9 protein-coding genes and 1 pseudogene are annotated in these 16,405 nt (G+C 56.4%); 3 read left to right on the forward strand and 7 right to left on the reverse strand.

The window, feature by feature from the left end; translation table 11 throughout:
* The 7 genes and pseudogenes from FOC35_RS01560 to lrp form a co-directional block, all read right to left on the reverse strand.
* Entirely contained in the window at positions 1 to 618 is a 618-nt protein-coding gene (locus FOC35_RS01560) for a DMSO/selenate family reductase complex B subunit (RefSeq protein WP_016535609.1), read from the reverse strand.
* Between the two features lie 10 nt (positions 619 to 628).
* Positions 629 to 3,068, reverse strand: a pseudogene (gene dmsA / locus FOC35_RS01565) (dimethylsulfoxide reductase subunit A).
* A gap of 347 nt (positions 3,069 to 3,415) precedes the next feature.
* A complete protein-coding gene (gene serS, locus FOC35_RS01570; RefSeq protein ID WP_016535607.1) occupies positions 3,416 to 4,708 on the reverse strand; it encodes a serine--tRNA ligase in 1,293 nt (430 codons plus the stop codon).
* A gap of 94 nt (positions 4,709 to 4,802) precedes the next feature.
* Complete coding sequence (locus FOC35_RS01575) at positions 4,803 to 6,146, reverse strand: replication-associated recombination protein A (RefSeq protein ID WP_039898039.1); 1,344 nt, start codon at positions 6,144 to 6,146, stop codon at positions 4,803 to 4,805.
* 8 nt (positions 6,147 to 6,154) lie between these two features.
* Positions 6,155 to 6,766, reverse strand: a complete 612-nt coding sequence (lolA, locus tag FOC35_RS01580) for an outer membrane lipoprotein chaperone LolA (RefSeq protein WP_016535605.1) — start codon at positions 6,764 to 6,766, stop codon at positions 6,155 to 6,157.
* A gap of 176 nt (positions 6,767 to 6,942) precedes the next feature.
* Entirely contained in the window at positions 6,943 to 10,677 is a 3,735-nt protein-coding gene (locus tag FOC35_RS01585; protein ID WP_172567945.1) for a DNA translocase FtsK 4TM domain-containing protein, read from the reverse strand.
* A 122-nt stretch (positions 10,678 to 10,799) separates the two neighbouring features.
* Positions 10,800 to 11,294: a leucine-responsive transcriptional regulator Lrp gene (gene lrp / locus FOC35_RS01590; RefSeq protein WP_000228469.1), complete on the reverse strand. Its 495-nt coding sequence runs from the start codon at positions 11,292 to 11,294 to the stop codon at positions 10,800 to 10,802.
* Between the two features lie 492 nt (positions 11,295 to 11,786).
* On the opposite strand from lrp, the gene trxB reads away from it, so the two are divergent.
* From trxB to cydC, 3 genes are all read left to right on the forward strand, one after another.
* Positions 11,787 to 12,755 (forward strand): thioredoxin-disulfide reductase, encoded by a 969-nt coding sequence (trxB, locus tag FOC35_RS01595; protein ID WP_016535603.1) that lies wholly within the window; start codon positions 11,787 to 11,789, stop codon positions 12,753 to 12,755.
* Positions 12,756 to 12,868: 113 nt separating this feature from the next.
* A complete protein-coding gene (cydD, locus tag FOC35_RS01600) occupies positions 12,869 to 14,635 on the forward strand; it encodes a cysteine/glutathione ABC transporter permease/ATP-binding protein CydD (RefSeq protein WP_172567946.1) in 1,767 nt (588 codons plus the stop codon).
* On the forward strand, positions 14,635 to 16,356 hold the full coding sequence (gene cydC / locus FOC35_RS01605; protein WP_172567947.1) for a cysteine/glutathione ABC transporter ATP-binding protein/permease CydC: 1,722 nt from the start codon (positions 14,635 to 14,637) through the stop codon (positions 16,354 to 16,356). The genes cydD and cydC overlap by 1 nt, the downstream gene beginning before the upstream one ends.
* Positions 16,357 to 16,405 lie beyond the last annotated feature (49 nt).

Here is a 16,405-nt window from a genome sequence, read left to right on the forward strand (position 1 = left end):
TCACACCTCCTTCGGGTTGGCCAGATAACCGCTGGTATCCCCACTTGGGCGGCTGTTGGCGTTAGGTTTGATAACGATATTCGGCTTCGTGAAGTGCGAAGCAGGCAGCGGCGCAATGGCCGCCTGAGTGCCGTATTTCTTACGCAGTTCGTCAATCGGAGCCAGGTCCAGCGCACGCAGCGGGCAGGATTCAACGCAGACCGGTTTTTTACCCTCCGCAACCCGCTCGTAGCAGCCGTCACACTTGGTCATGTGACCTTTCTCTTCGTTGTACTGCGGTGCCCCGTATGGGCAGGCCATATGGCAGTAGCGGCAGCCAATGCACACCTCTTCGTTGACCACCACAAAACCGTCTTCACGCTTGTGCATCGCACCGCTCGGGCAAACTTTAGTGCAGGCCGGATCCTCGCAGTGGTTACACGAGATGGAGAGGTAGTAAGCAAAAACATCCTGATGGTAGACGCCGTTATCTTCCTGCCAGTTACCGCCCGCGTATTCATATATACGGCGGAAGCTGACTTCCGGCGTTAAGTTCTTGTAATCCTTACAGGCCAGCTCACAGGTTTTGCACCCGGTGCAGCGGCTGGAGTCGATATAAAATCCGTATTGGGTTGTCATTTACTGCTCCTTACGCCTTCTCAACCTGAACCAGGTTACTGTGGGATGGGTTGCCTTTTGCCAGCGGTGACGGGCGCTGAGTGGTCAGCACGTTGATGCTGCCTGCCCTGTCCACGCCGTTCGCGTCCGGGCTATACCAGGCCCCTTCTCCAAGGGCGACCACGCCCGGAATGATGCGCGGGGTTACTTTGGCATTAATACGCACTTCGCCGCGGCCGTTAAAGATACGTACCATGTCGCCGTTGGCGATGCCGCGCTGTTTTGCATCCAGCGGGTTAATCCACATCTCCTGGCGGCAGGCGGCTTTAAGCACGTCAACGTTGCCATAAGTGGAGTGTGCGCGGGCCTTATAGTGGAAGCCGGTCATTTGCAGCGGCCATTTTTCGGCCAGAGGATCGCCAACGTTTTCAAAGCCGGGGCTGTAAACAGGCAGCGGATCGATAACGTCACCTTCCGGCAGTTCCCAGGTGGCGGCAATTTGCGCCAGTTCGGCCGAATAGATCTCAATTTTCCCCGAAGGCGTGCTTAACGGATTGGCGTGCGGATCTTCACGGAACGCCTTATAGGCGACGTGGTGTCCTTCCGGATCGCGTTTTTTGAACATGCCCTGCTGGCGGAATTCATCAAACTCAGGCAGCTCGGGAATAACCTGACGGGATTGAGCATACAGATGGCGCATCCAGCCTTCCTGGGTGCGGCCTTCGGTAAATTGCTGTTCAACTCCCATGCGCTTCGCCAGTTCGCTGGTCATTTCATAGATGGTTTTGCATTCGAAGCGTGGTTTGATTGCCTGTTCGGCAAAAATAACGTACGCCATGTTGCCGCAGGAGGCGTCGAGGCAAAAATCCATCTGCTCGGAGGCGGTACAGTCCGGCAGCAGAATATCCGCATACTTCGCCGAAGAGGTCATGTGGTTGTCGATGACCACAATCATTTCGCACTTCTTGTCGTCCTGCAGAATGTCGTGGGTACGGTTGATCTGGGAGTGCTGGTTAATCAGGCAATTGCCGGCATAGTTCCAGATCATTTTGATCGGCACGTCCAGCTTGTCTTTGCCGCGCACGCCGTCACGGGTCGCCGTCATCTCCGCGCCGCGCTCGATTGCGTCGGTCCACATAAACATCGAGATGCTGGTTTGTACCGGGTTTTCCAGCGTTGGCATTCTGACAAATGGCAGACTGTAGGAGCCTTCACGCGCCCCGCTGTTGCCGCCGTGAATACCAACGTTACCGGTGAGAATAGAAAGCATAGCGATGGCGCGGGAAACCAGCTCCCCGTTGGAATGGCGCTGAGGCCCCCAGCCCTGGCTAATAAAAGCGGGTTTCGCGCTGCCGATTTCCCTGGCCAGCTTCACAATGCGATCGACAGGGATGCCGGTAATCTGCGAGGCCCACTGCGGCGTTTTGGCGATGCCGTCCGCACCCTGCCCCAAAATATAGGCTTTATAGTGGCCATTGCGCGGCGCACCGGCGGGCAGCGTTTTTTCGTCGTAGCCTACGCAGTATTTGTCGAGAAACGCCTGGTCAACCAGGTTCTCATCGATCATGACCCACGCCAGGGCAGAGATCAGCGCCGCGTCAGTGCCCGGTCGGATCGGGATCCACTCATCTTCACGCCCGGCGCCGGTATCGGTGTAGCGCGGATCGATAATAATCATGCGCGCGTTGGATTTCTGGCGAGCCTCTTCAAGGTAGTAAGTGACGCCGCCGCCGCTCATGCGCGTTTCGCCCGGGTTATTGCCGAACAGCACCACCAGCTTGCTGTTTTCAATATCGGACGGGCTATTACCGTCCGCCCAGCCGCCATAGGTGTAATTCAGCCCGGCGGCTATCTGCGCTGTAGAATAATCACCATAGTGGTTCAGGTAGCCGCCGCAGCAGTTCATCATGCGGGCAATCAGCGTTGAACCGGGTGGCCACGAGCGCGTCATCGTGCCGCCCAGCGTACCCGTGCCGTAGTTCAGGTATATGGCTTCGTTGCCGTACTCTTTAATGATGCCCTTCATGCTGTCGGCAATCGTGTCGAATGCTTCATCCCAGCTTATACGCTCGAATTTCCCTTCACCGCGCGCCCACGCGCTTCATTGGATACTTCAGGCGGTCGGCATTGTAGACGCGGCGGCGCATCGAGCGGCCACGCAGGCAGGCGCGAACCTGATGCAGCCCTTCATAGTCGTCATTGCCGGTGTTATCGGTTTCCACATATTTGATTTCGCCATCCACAACGTGCATACGCAGCGGGCAGCGGCTGCCGCAGTTGACCGTACAGGCGCTCCAGACAACTTTCTCAGCGCCAGCGGAATTTGCGGGCTGAGCCGCAAATGCAAGCCGGGAAAAGGGAAGCGAAAAGGCGCTACTTGCAGCAGCTAAACCACCGATTGCCGTGGTTTTGACCAGCTTACGACGGCTGACCTCTGCCGCGAGGATCGCGTTAGGGGTTTTATCAGTCATAGGGACCTACTTGTTTTGCTCACAGTTGGAATAAGCCAGCAGCGGTCACGCGGGCTGAATGCCCGCATTCCGTTGCGCAGCCAAAACGTGAAAGGGATGTCCGATTAGAATGTTATGTTGTGGATTGGCCTGGCCGCGTTACGCCTTGTAAAGCACGGCCGCCAAATGATGATTAGGTTAAAGTTTTAATTGAACTACCATCACCCGCTTTCGGGGAGCCATATTACTTCTTTGGGAGTAGGGGTTATTGTCTGGTATCAAGAAAGGCAGGAATGGCGCGGAGCGTGGGGATTATTCAGCAATAAAAAAAGCGCCCGCAGGCGCTTTTAAAGCAGGGAAAACGGCGATTAACCGATGAATTCCAGGCCTTTCATATACGGACGCAGCACTTCTGGCACTTCAATACGGCCATCGGCCTGCTGGTAGTTTTCCAGCACCGCAACCAGGGTACGCCCTACCGCCAGGCCGGAGCCGTTAAGGGTGTGCACCAGACGGGTTTTCTTGTCCGTTTTATTACGGCAGCGAGCCTGTAAGCGACGCGCCTGGAAATCCCACATGTTTGAACAAGATGAGATTTCACGATAGGTATTCTGCGCCGGCAGCCAGACTTCCAGATCGTAGGTTTTAGCTGAACCAAAACCAATGTCGCCGCTGCACAGCAGCACCTTGCGATACGGCAGATTCAACAGTTGAAGAACTTTTTCCGCATGTGCGGTCAGCTCTTCTAACGCATCCATCGAGTCTTCCGGGCGAACGATCTGCACCATTTCAACTTTATCGAACTGGTGCTGACGGATCAGACCACGCGTATCGCGGCCGTAGGAACCCGCTTCTGAGCGGAAACACGGCGTATGCGCGGTCATTTTCAGCGGCAGAGAATCTTCGTCGAGGATCTCATCGCGCACCAGGTTAGTCAGCGGCACTTCTGCGGTTGGGATCAGCGCGTAGTTGCTGCTGTCAGCTTCTTCGTCCAGCGGGCGGGTATGGAACAGGTCACCGCCGAATTTTGGCAGCTGGCCGGTGCCGTACAGCGTGTCCTGGTTAACCAGGTACGGGACGTAGTTTTCGCTGTAACCGTGCTGCTCGGTATGCAGATCCAGCATAAACTGGCTCAGGGCGCGGTGCAGGCGAGCAATCTGGCCCTGCATCACGACAAAGCGTGAGCCGGTCAATTTTACCGCAGCGGCAAAGTCCAGGCCTTTAGCCATTTCGCCCAGCGTAACGTGGTCGCGCACTTCAAAATCAAACTTGCGCGGCTCGCCCCAGCGGCTAATTTCAACGTTTTCGCTGTCGTCTTTGCCCAAAGGCACGCAGTCGTCAGGAATGTTTGGCAGGGTCAGCGCGATATCGCGGATTTCAGCCAGCAGAGCATCAAGCTCGTTTTTCGCTGCATCCAGCTCTTCGCCCAGCTGGTTAACCTGCAAACGCAGCGGCTCAATGTCTTCTCCGCGCGCTTTCGCCTGGCCGATGGATTTCGATCGCGAGTTACGTTCAGCCTGCAGATTTTCCGTTTTGACCTGCAATACTTTACGACGCTCTTCCAGAGAGCGCAGCGTTTCTACATCCAGCTTAAAGCCCCGGCGTGCCAGTTTTTCAGCGACTGCGTCTGGCTCTGTACGCAGCAGATTGGGATCGAGCATGCTTATCCTGTGCTTATCGAATTGAATTTATAGGGAGTGCGGCCACAGCCTGCGGCCGCTATGTAGTCTTGCTAACCTTACCGCAACGCCTGCATTAGCGGTAGCGTTTTGTGGGGCTTTTCTGATCCTGCTCGGTAAGCCAGGCTAGCTTTTCGCCAATCTTGCCTTCAAGACCTCTGTTGGTCGGCCGATAATAGCGAGTTTGTGCCATTTCAGGCGGGAAATACTCTTCCCCGGCGGCGTAGGCGTTGGGTTCGTCGTGTGCGTAACGATACTCCTGGCCGTAACCCATTTCCTTCATCAGCCTGGTTGGCGCATTACGCAAATGAACCGGCACGTCGAAGTCCGGGCGTTCGCGGGCATCGCTCATCGCCGCCTTGAACGCGGTGTAAACGGCATTACTTTTCGGCGCGCAGGCCAGATAAACAATCGCCTGAGCAATGGCTCTCTCGCCTTCCGCCGGGCCTACACGGGTAAAGCAATCCCAGGCGGCGATGGCAACCTGCATGCCGCGTGGGTCGGCATTCCCAACGTCTTCCGAAGCTATCGCCAGCAGCCGACGCGCAACGTAGAGCGGATCGCCCCCGGCGGTAATAATGCGGGCGTACCAGTAAAGCGCCGCATCCGGCGAAGAGCCACGAATGGATTTATGTACGGCGGAGATCAGGTCGTAAAAACGGTCGCCTTTATTGTCAAAACGAGCGCTACGTTCCCCGGCGATTTCCGTCAGCAGTTCAGGCTGTAACACCCGCTGGCCGCCGCCATCAATTTCGGCCATATCGGCCATCATTTCCAGGGTGTTAAGCGCCCGACGCGCGTCGCCGTTAACCAGTTCGGCAATGGCTTTTCGGGTTTCGTCAGGCAGCACGATATTTTGCCCGCCGTAGCCACGTTCTTTGTCGCTCATCGCCTGAGTGAGCACTTGCTCAATGTCTTCGACGGTCAGCGACTTGAGTAAATAAACTCGGGCGCGGGACAGCAGAGCCGAATTAAGCTCAAACGACGGGTTTTCAGTCGTCGCCCCGATAAACGTAATAGTGCCGTCTTCGATATGCGGCAGGAACGCGTCCTGCTGGCTTTTGTTGAAGCGATGGACTTCATCGACAAACAGGATGGTGCGGCGACCGGCATTGCGGTTCTGACGGGCGCGTTCGATGGCTTCGCGGATCTCTTTCACGCCGGAGGTGACCGCCGAAATACGTTCGACGTCGGCATTTGCATAGCGAGCAATCACTTCGGCAAGGGTGGTTTTGCCGGTGCCGGGCGGCCCCCAGAGGATCATCGAATGCAGGTGGCCTGCTTCAATGGCCCGGGGCAGCGGTTTACCGGCGGCCAGCAGGTGCTGCTGGCCAATATACTGCTCCAGATTTTCTGGCCGCATACGGGCGGCCAGAGGCTGGAAGGTATTATCAGAAAAATCGAGCGACAGGTTGCTCACTCAGGCCTCTACTTACGTTGGTCGTCCACCGTTACGCCTTTAGGCGGGGTGAAAGTAAACTTACCGGCATCCACTGAGCCGTTCTGCTGCGCTTTCAGCGTATAGCTGCTGCGCTGGTCATCCTGCTCAACCGCGCTGAACTGATGGATGGTGCCATCGCTGCCAACATTGATGGTGAACTGCTTCAGGTTGCCGGAGCTGCTTTTCGGGGTCAGCACAAAATCATCGCCGCTCTGCTTGATATTGTATTGCTTCCAGTCGCTGGACTGGTTGCGCGCAATCAGCATAAACGGCGTGTTGCTGGTCGCATCTTTCAGCCAGGTTGCCGTAACTTGCTCAACGAACGGATTATAGAACCACAGGGTTTTGCCGTCGGAAACCAGAATACTTTCATCCGGCTGGGTCATATGCCAGTTGAACAGGTTCGGGCGTTTAACCCATAAATCGCCCTGGCCTTCCTGCACCGCAGCGCCGCTGCCGTCGGTCACTTTCTGCGTGAAGCTGGCGTGGAAGCTGCCCACTTTACCGAGGCGGCCCTGCAAATCCCCGGCGGCATCAGCCCAGGCTCCGGTTGTAGTCATCGCGGTTAACAGCGCACAGGCAATTACGATTTTTTTCATTATGTTCCCTCTGGATTCATTGACCACCTGACGATGGCGCTTCTGCTGCTCACTGTAGTGAAGTCTTTGGCTACCGCAACAGAAGAATAAGCTGATTTTCCGGTAATTTACCCATCTTTGCAAAAAGAGCCGCGTGTGCGGCTCTTTATCACTCGGTGGATTCGCGCTCGCCCGGATTACTCAAACTGAGGCGGCGCAAGAACCTCGCGGTTACCGTTATGCCCCTGCGGACTAACGATACCCTGGTTCTCCATCTGCTCGACAATTCTTGCAGCACGGTTATAGCCGATGCGGAACTGACGCTGAACGCCGGAGATGGAAGCTTTACGCTTCTCAACCACAAATGCCACAGCCTGGTCGAACAGCGGATCCAGCTCTTCGTCGCCGTCTAAGCCACCGCCGCTGCCGTCGCCGCTGCCCTCATCGTCCGTAATGCCGGTGATGTACTGCGGACGACCGCGCGCTTTCCAGTCCTGAACCACAGCATGAACTTCTTCATCCCGGACAAAGGCACCGTGCACGCGCACAGGCGTAGTGGAGTTTGGCGCAGAATAAAGCATATCCCCCATACCAAGCAGCGACTCAGCGCCGCCCTGGTCAAGGATGGTACGCGAGTCAATTTTACTCGATACCGTAAACGCGATGCGCGTCGGGATGTTGGCTTTTATCAGGCCGGTAATAACGTCGACCGACGGACGCTGGGTTGCCAGCACCAGGTGAATACCGGCCGCACGCGCTTTCTGCGCCAGGCGGGCAATCAGCTCTTCAACTTTTTTACCTACCGTCATCATCAGGTCGGCAAATTCATCCACCAGCACCACGATATAAGGAAGTTTCTCGAGCATCGGGTGCGCGACTTCCATGCTGTCGCCCGGTTTCCAGAACGGGTCCGGAATTGGGCGGCCCATGCGTTCGGCTTCCATCACTCGTTCGTTGTAACCCGCAAGGTTACGCACGCCGAGGGCGGACATCAGCTTATAGCGGCGCTCCATCTCGTTAACGCTCCAGCGCAGCGCATTAGCGGCATCTTTCATATCCGTGACCACTTCGGTCAGCAGATGCGGGATACCTTCATACACCGACAGCTCAAGCATTTTCGGGTCGATCATGATGAAGCGAACTTCTTCCGGCGTCGCCTTATACAACATGCTGATGATCATAGCGTTTACGCCAACCGATTTACCGGAACCGGTTGTACCCGCCACCAGCAGATGCGGCATTTTTGCCAAATCGGCAACCACCGGCTCACCGCCGATGTCTTTGCCCAGCACGACCGTGAGCGGCGAGCTGTTATCGCGGAATTTCGCGCAATCGAGCACTTCACGCAGGTACACGGTCTGGCGCTTTTTATTCGGCAGCTCAAGGCCCACGTAAGGTTTGCCCGGAATCACCTCAACCACGCGTACCGCCACGGTTGACAGGGAACGCGCGAGATCGCGGGACAGGTTAGAAATACGTGCGGCTTTTACACCCGGAGCCAGGTCGAGTTCAAAACGGGTGATAACCGGGCCTGGAGAGTAATCCACAACGTCGGCTTTGATACGGTAATCAGCCAGACGAGCTTCAACCAGGCGCGCCATTTGCTCCATTGCGAAGGTGTCTACCGGCTCAACCTCGGTCGGAGGCGAAGTCAGCAGATCCAGCGACGGCAGCGGCGTTGTTGGCTTTTGCAGCGGACGATCGTCGCCGTTACGCATCAGGAACGGATGGATCAGGCTCTCTTTTGGCTGCTGCGGTGCAGGCTGCTGTACCGCTGGCTGATGCTGCGCGGCCTGAGCATACTGCTCCTGCTGCGGTGCAGTTTGATAACTCTGAGGCTGTTGCTGCGGGGCGGGCTCCACGCTCGGCATAAACAACGGCTCGCTCGGGGTATCGTCCACCAGCTCTTTCAGCGATGACTGGAAATCAAAATCATCGAGCGAGAACGGAGATGCATTATGCTGCTGCGGCTCGGAATAACGCTGCTTATGCTGGGCGGCGAACTGACGTGCCAGCTCGGCTTGTTCCGCCGCGGCCTGGTCTTCTTCAGACCAGCTTTCTTCTTCGTACTCTTCGCCATAGCGCTGATGCTGCTGAGCGGCAAACTGGCGGGCCAGTTCGTGTTGCTGGAGCGCATCATTTTCATCGCCATACTCATCTTCAGGCTGCAGAAGTTCCGCCTGGCGAGCCTGTTCCTCGGCCATACGCTGCGAAGGCAGCTTGATGCCGTAGGAGGCCAGTTCACGACGAGTTGGCACCCGCACGCGGTTAGGGCGCGGCAGCTGCGGACCGATGCCCTCTTTAACCTGAGGACGCGGAGCATCTCCGGCAATACTGAATATCGGCGTAAACGCGGCGGCAGTTGCGGCAGCTTTGACGCCCTGCTGAATGCCAGAAGCGCTTTGTGTGACGTCCACCGCCGGGATCTCTGGCGCCGTAAATGGAGCAGAAACCGGAGATGTAAACGATTCTGGTGCCGGAGTAGAAACCGGCGGCTCAGCCGGGGCAACTTTGGCTGGTTGAGCCGGAGCATAATTATACGGGTCGGGCTTCGGATCGTTAACCGGTTGATACCACGCTGCCAGTTGCTCGCGTTCGCGGGCGCGCTTCTCTTCCACTTCTTCGAAGTGGTACATCGGCGGACGAACGTATTTTACCTCTTCCGGCGGTTCCGGCTGAGGCCCAACAACCGCAGGCTCAACGGGCTCTGACCAGCTCTGGGTGCTCTCATGCAGCACCTGCTGCTGGACATTGGCCGGGCGCGGAGAGAGATAACCTTCCGGCGCAGGGGCAATCACAGGCTCCGGCGTGACCGGAGTAGGCGCAGGCTCCCATGCAATGGCCGGTGCGGCAGGTTCCGATTCGGCGATCGGAGCCGGGGTCGATACCGGCGGCATAGGGGCAACGGGCGGAACCGGTGCGGCCCAGGCCTGGCTGGCAACCGTCATCGCAGCAGCGGCTGCAACGGGCTCAACCGCAGAGTGCCCGCTAAACAGCGGATCGTACTCTTGCTCCTGCTCTAATGTTGCTTTATTACCGGAGAACAGAACATCGCCAGGATCGGCTTCAACACCACGGGCGCTGAACAACACATCATCTTCTTCGTCATCCATTCGCTTACCGGAGAACAGCGCCGCATCAGTTTTACGGCCGTTAGGGTTAGCAAATTTCTGCGACAGACGCTGTTTACGCGCCAGCGCACCGCGAAGAATACGCGCGCGGCGTGATTCACGTTTTTCTGGTGATGCGTGAGGTTGTTGATCGTATTGCTCTTCTTCTTCGTACTCATCCTCATCCTGCCAGGTGTTATCCCGACGGGTGCGGTTGCTGGCGAAGGTCAGAACAGTGAGTACCGCACCGCCAAGCTTCTCGGCAATACCTACCCACGACCAGCCGGTGAACAGCGTCAGCCCGGCAGCCCAAACGCAAAGCAGCGCAATAGTTCCGCCGCTGCTGTTAAGCAGCGGCATCATTGCGGTACTGAGCAAGCTACCCAGCACGCCGCCTGAGGCAAAGTACCAGATATCGTCCGCGTTAATCGCCGCCAACCCGCATGAGGTCAGCACCATAGCAAGCACGCCGATGAGGCGCAGCGACACGGCAAAATAGTCGATGAACTCTTCACTGTCGCGTTGACGCCAGGTAAACCAGCAGGCACCGATGATAATCACCGGAATGGTGTAGGCCATTACGCCAAAAATGAAGAACAGCGTATCCGCTAACCACGCTCCCGGCGCGCCACCCAAATTATGGATAGGTTCGTGCCACGCGGTTTGGGACCAGCTTGGATCTGATGGGTTGAAACTCAACAAGGCTACCATCAAGTAGATGGCAAATAAGGCAACAAGAATCAGCAACGCCTCCAGTAAACGGCGCCCGCTGCTGAGTTTCCTCAATGTTACTTCTTTATCTTCGGTATATTCCTGGCTCAAGAAAGGCTCTCCAGGTGTCCTTAAACGCAATGGAGACAACAGCACCGGCGCTAACCGGAACTGTTGCTGTATGGATTCCCAGGAGTGTAACCAAAATACGCCAATTTTGCACCTGGCCCGTATTAACGGGTCTTAATGACCAAACGATTACTCTGTTTGACCTCTTCCATGACCACATAAGTACGGGTGTCGTTAACGCCCGGCAGACGCAGCAGGGTCTCGCCTAAGAGTTTACGGTACGCCGACATATCCGGTACGCGTGTTTTCAACAGGTAGTCGAAATCACCGGATACGAGGTGACACTCTTGAATTTCTTCAAGTTTTTGCACTGCGGCGTTAAATTGCTCAAACACATCTGGTGCGCCACGATTCAGAGTAATCTCAACAAATACCAGTAATGAGGCATCCAGATAATGCGGGTTCAACAGCGCCGTATAGCCCTGAATAAAACCCTGACGTTCCAGACGACGTACGCGCTCAAGGCACGGCGTCGGCGAAAGCCCAACACGCTTGGAAAGCTCAACGTTAGAAATGCGCCCATCCTTTTGCAATTCGTTGAGAATGTTGCGATCGATACGGTCGAGATCTTTGCCCGGGCGCTTCTTGCTATCTACCATTATTATAGTCTCTCTCTATTCCTTCCTTCACCTGCCATAACCCTGATGACGTCACTGTTCAGGGTGTACGTGAGAAGACCGATGCCTTACGGCCACTATCGACATCACGTATAACGTCTGTCCACGTTATGCGTAAATTTCAATAACTCGGTAAATTTGCATCAGGTTGTGCAAAAGCATGAGGCTTGCTCAACACTAAATGTTTTTCTTCCTCGAATGTTTTCGCAAATGCTTAGGGGATTGTCAAAGCAAAACATCTATTTTTAGTGGAACGTGCCAGATATTCCTTCTGGCTGATGATTATTCATCATTTTCGCCCCGTGATTATCCCTGCATTACAATGATTTTTTATGCAGTCTGTGGGTCATATTCATTACGCTTATAGGCAACGACGATGACACACATCGTTAACAACATCGCTGCACTCTTTTTTTAACGCAGCGAATTCCCTACAATCAGCCTCATTGTCAGTAAACGTTCAATGAGGATCTCATGGGCACAGCTAAACACAGTAAGCTGCTTATTCTTGGCTCCGGCCCTGCGGGCTATACCGCGGCGGTCTACGCTGCACGCGCCAACTTAAAACCGGTTCTGATTACCGGAATGGAAAAAGGCGGTCAGCTGACCACCACCACCGAAGTCGAAAACTGGCCTGGCGATCCTAACGACCTGACCGGTCCGCTGCTGATGGAACGTATGCACGAGCACGCGGCCAAGTTTGAAACCGAAATTCTCTTCGACCACATCACCAGCGTTGATTTGCAGAACCGTCCGTTCCGCCTGGTAGGCGACAGCGGGGAATACACCTGCGACGCGCTGATCGTTGCCACCGGAGCCTCCGCTCGCTACCTGGGGCTGCCATCCGAAGAGGCGTTCAAAGGCCGCGGCGTTTCCGCCTGCGCAACCTGCGACGGTTTCTTCTACCGCAACCAGAAAGTCGCGGTTATCGGCGGCGGCAACACGGCGGTTGAAGAAGCGCTGTACCTGGCCAACATTGCCTCCGAAGTCCACCTGATTCACCGCCGCGATAGCTTCCGTGCCGAGAAAATCCTGATCAAACGTCTGATGGATAAAGTGGAAAACGGCAATATCGTGCTGCACACCCACCGCACGCTGGAAGAAGTAACAGGCGATCAGATGGGCGTGAGCGGCCTGCGCCTGCGCGACACGCAAAACACCGATATTGTTGAAGAGCTGGAAGTGGCCGGCCTGTTTGTGGCTATCGGCCACAGCCCAAACACCGCTATCTTCAACGGCCAGCTGGAACTGGAAAACGGCTATATTAAAGTTCAGTCCGGCATCCACGGTAACGCGACCCAAACCAGCATCCCTGGCGTATTCGCCGCCGGTGACGTTATGGACCATATTTACCGCCAGGCTATCACCTCCGCCGGCACCGGCTGTATGGCCGCGCTGGACGCAGAACGCTACCTCGACGGTTTAGCCGAACAGAGTAAATAGTTTAAAGATGTTAAAAAAGGCGGCCTGACTGGTCGCCTTTCTTCTTCCTGCCATGTAACATTGCCAGTCAAAATTGCCTGAGAATTCCTCCTTCTACCAGCATCTGGCGCGCAATGAATAAAACCCGTGAACAAGAACTTAGCCTCTGGCTAAAGCAGCAAAGCTTTATCTCTCGCCGCTGGCTTGGGCTCTCACGCCTGCTTGGCCTGATAAGCGGCTTATTGATTGTCGCCCAGGCCTGGGTACTTGCCCGCATTTTGCAGCATATGATCATGGAGAATATTCCGCGTGAAGCGCTGCTGATACCGTTTATTCTGCTGGTGCTGGTGTTCATTCTGCGCGCCTGGATAGTCTGGCTGCGGGAAAAGGTGGGGTTCCATGCCGGGCTGCATATTCGCCAGGAAATCCGTCGCCAGGTCCTCGACCGGCTCCATCAGGCCGGGCCTGCGTGGATTCAGGGTAAACCCGTCGGCAGCTGGGCTACGCTGGTGCTCGAGCAAATTGAAGATATGCACGACTACTACGCGCGCTATCTCCCACAAATGTCGCTCGCGGTGATGGTCCCGCTGCTGATTATCATTGCCATCTTCCCGATAAACTGGGCGGCGGCGCTGATTTTGCTCGTCACGGCTCCGCTGATCCCGCTGTTTATGGCGCTGGTTGGTATGGGCGCTGCGGATGCCAACCGCCGCAATTTCCAGGCACTGGCGCGTCTTAGCGGCCACTTTCTCGATCGCCTTCGCGGTATGGAAACGCTGCGCGTATTTAACCGCGGCGCGGCGGAAACTGAAAACATTAGGGCAGCAAGCCAGGACTTCCGCCAGCGTACGATGGAAGTTTTACGCATGGCTTTCCTCTCCTCCGGCGTGCTGGAATTCTTTGCTTCACTCTCTATCGCCGTGGTCGCGGTTTACTTCGGCTTCTCTTATCTTGGCGAACTCAATTTCGGCCATTACGGCACCGGCGTTACGCTGTTTGCCGGTTTCCTGGCGCTGATTCTTGCTCCAGAATTTTTCCAGCCGCTGCGTGATATGGGGACTTTCTATCACGCGAAAGCACAGGCCGTTGGCGCGGCAGACACGCTGACCACTTTCCTCAACTCGCCGCTACAGCATCCCGAGCAGGGCACCGGCCAGCTCTCCGGCAGCGGTCCGTTTGCCATTGAAGCTCGCGAGCTGACCATTCTTTCCGCTGAAGGCAAAGTGCTGGCAGGCCCGCTGAACTTTTCTTTACCTGCCGGGCAGCGCGTGGTGCTGGTTGGGCAGAGCGGCGCGGGCAAAAGCTCGCTGCTTAACGTGATTTCCGGCTTCCTGCCTTATCAGGGCCAGTTGCTGATAAACGGCGTAGAACTGGCACAGCTTTCTCCAGACTGGTGGCGTGAGCAGCTAAGCTGGGTCGGCCAGAACCCTCAGCTACCGGCAGCCACTCTGCGCGACAACGTATTATTAGGCTCGCCCGGTGCAGACGAATCCCGCCTGAAAGCCGCGCTGGATAAAGCCTCTGTTAGCGAATTCCTGCCGTTATTGCCTCAGGGGTTAGATACCCCTCTGGGTGACCAGTCAACGCGTTTATCCGTGGGCCAGGCCCAGCGTGTGGCGGTTGCCCGGGCGCTGATTGCTCCGTGCGGCGTATTGCTGCTTGACGAGCCAGGGGCAAGCCTCGACGCACATAGCGAGCAGCGGGTGATGGAAGCGCTTACCGAAGCCTCACGCCAGCAAACCACGCTGATGGTCACCCATCAGCTGGATTATATCGGCGACTGGGATCAAATTTGGGTAATGCGTGACGGGCAAATCGTCCAGCAAGGAACCTATGCCGGGCTATCCGCTCAGGATGGGCCGTTCGCCGGGTTACTGGCAAACCGTCAGGAGGAAATCTAATGCGCGCCCTGCTGCCTTATCTGGCGCTTTATCGCCGCCATAAATGGTTACTGTCTTTAGGCGTTGTTCTCGCGATTATTACCCTGCTCGCCAGTATCGGCCTGTTGACGCTTTCAGGCTGGTTCCTCTCTGCCTCTGCGGTGGTTGGCGTGGCCGGACTTTACAGCTTCAACTATATGCTGCCCGCAGCGGGCGTCCGCGGCGCGGCCATTACCCGCACCGCTGGTCGCTATTTTGAGCGACTGGTCAGCCACGACGCCACGTTCCGCGTGCTCCAGCACCTGCGTGTTTCAACTTTCAGCAAGCTGCTGCCGCTCTCCCCTGCCGGACTGGCTCGCTTCCGCCAGGGCGAGTTGCTGAACCGCATGGTGGCGGACGTCGATACCCTCGACCATCTTTACCTCCGGGTTATTTCTCCTTTGATCGGCGCTTTTGTCGTGATTCTGGTGGTGACCTTTGGCCTGAGCTTCCTGGATGTCACCCTGGCCTTAACGCTCGGCGCCATTCTGCTCGCGACCCTGTTTCTGCTTCCGCCGCTGTTCTACCGCGCAGGAAAGCCTGCCGGTGAGGCCCTGACCGCACAGCGCGGCAATTACCGCCAACAGCTGACTGCCTGGCTGCAAGGTCACGCCGAGCTCACTATTTTTGGTGCCGCCGCCCGCGCCCGCGAACAGCTGGACGCCACGGAAAACGGCTGGCAGGAAGCGCAGCGCCGCCAGGCAGGCCTCACCGCGCTGTCTCAGGCGGTAATGTTGCTGATTAGCGGCGTAGCGGTGATCGCCATGCTGTGGATGGCCTCTGCGGGCGTGGGTGAAAGCCAGTCGCCGGGAGCGCTTATCGCCCTGTTTGTGTTTTGTGCCCTGGCGGCATTTGAAGCCATGGCACCGGTTACCGGCGCTTTTCAACATCTCGGGCAGGTTATCGCCTCGGCGCTGCGCGTAACTCAAATCACCAGCCAGGCTCCGGAAGTCGTATTCCCGGCAGCTCAGCAGCAGGTACAAACCCGGGTAGCGCTGGAAATCAGCGGCCTTAGCTTCACTTATCCAGGCCAGGTACAAACGGCGCTGAAAGACGTTTCCTTATTCGTACAGGCGGGGCAGCGCCTGGCTATTCTGGGCCGCACCGGCTGCGGGAAATCGACCCTTCTACAGCTGCTTACCCGCGCGTGGGATGCACAGCAGGGTGAGATCTGGCTTAACGGTATCGCTATCAAAGAATTCGACGAAGCCAGCCTGCGGGCGGCTACCAGCGTCGTTCCACAGCGAGTCCATCTGTTCAGCGCTACGCTGCGTGATAATCTGCTGCTGGCTTCCCCGGACGCGAGCGATGAGCAGCTGAGCGCCGCACTCCAGCAGGTAGGTTTGGGCAAATTACTGGAAGATGGCGGGCTGAATAGCTGGCTGGGTGAAGGCGGCCGGCAGCTGTCCGGCGGCGAGCTACGCCGCATGGCGATTGCGCGAGCAATTCTGCATAATGCACCGCTGATGTTGCTGGATGAGCCAACCGAAGGTCTTGATGCCGAAACCGAACGGCAAATCCTTGATTTACTGGCTGAAGTGACAAAAAACAAAACCGTTCTTATGGTGACCCACCGGTTACGCGGTTTGAACGCTTTTGACAGCATAATTGTGATGGACAACGGGCAAATTATTGAGCAAGGTAGTCACGCCGAATTGATGGCGTCCGGCGGGCGTTATTATCAATTCCACCAGCGCCTGTAAGCGTTATACATAGACTATTATCAATTTATTATTCGCCTGGAGTTGTTCG

It is taken from the genome of Cedecea sp. FDAARGOS_727, assembly GCF_012273235.1.
Classification (GTDB): Bacteria; Pseudomonadota; Gammaproteobacteria; order Enterobacterales; family Enterobacteriaceae; genus Cedecea; species Cedecea davisae.

Coding starts and splice junctions, on each gene's coding strand:
- FOC35_RS01560 (WP_016535609.1), bottom strand. CDS start 618: ATGACAACCCAATACGGATTTTATATCGACTCCAGCCGCTGCACCGGG.
- serS (WP_016535607.1), bottom strand. CDS start 4,708: ATGCTCGATCCCAATCTGCTGCGTACAGAGCCAGACGCAGTCGCTGAA.
- lolA (WP_016535605.1), bottom strand. CDS start 6,766: ATGAAAAAAATCGTAATTGCCTGTGCGCTGTTAACCGCGATGACTACA.
- lrp (WP_000228469.1), bottom strand. CDS start 11,294: ATGGTAGATAGCAAGAAGCGCCCGGGCAAAGATCTCGACCGTATCGAT.
- trxB (WP_016535603.1), top strand. CDS start 11,787: ATGGGCACAGCTAAACACAGTAAGCTGCTTATTCTTGGCTCCGGCCCT.
- cydD (WP_172567946.1), top strand. CDS start 12,869: ATGAATAAAACCCGTGAACAAGAACTTAGCCTCTGGCTAAAGCAGCAA.
- cydC (WP_172567947.1), top strand. CDS start 14,635: ATGCGCGCCCTGCTGCCTTATCTGGCGCTTTATCGCCGCCATAAATGG.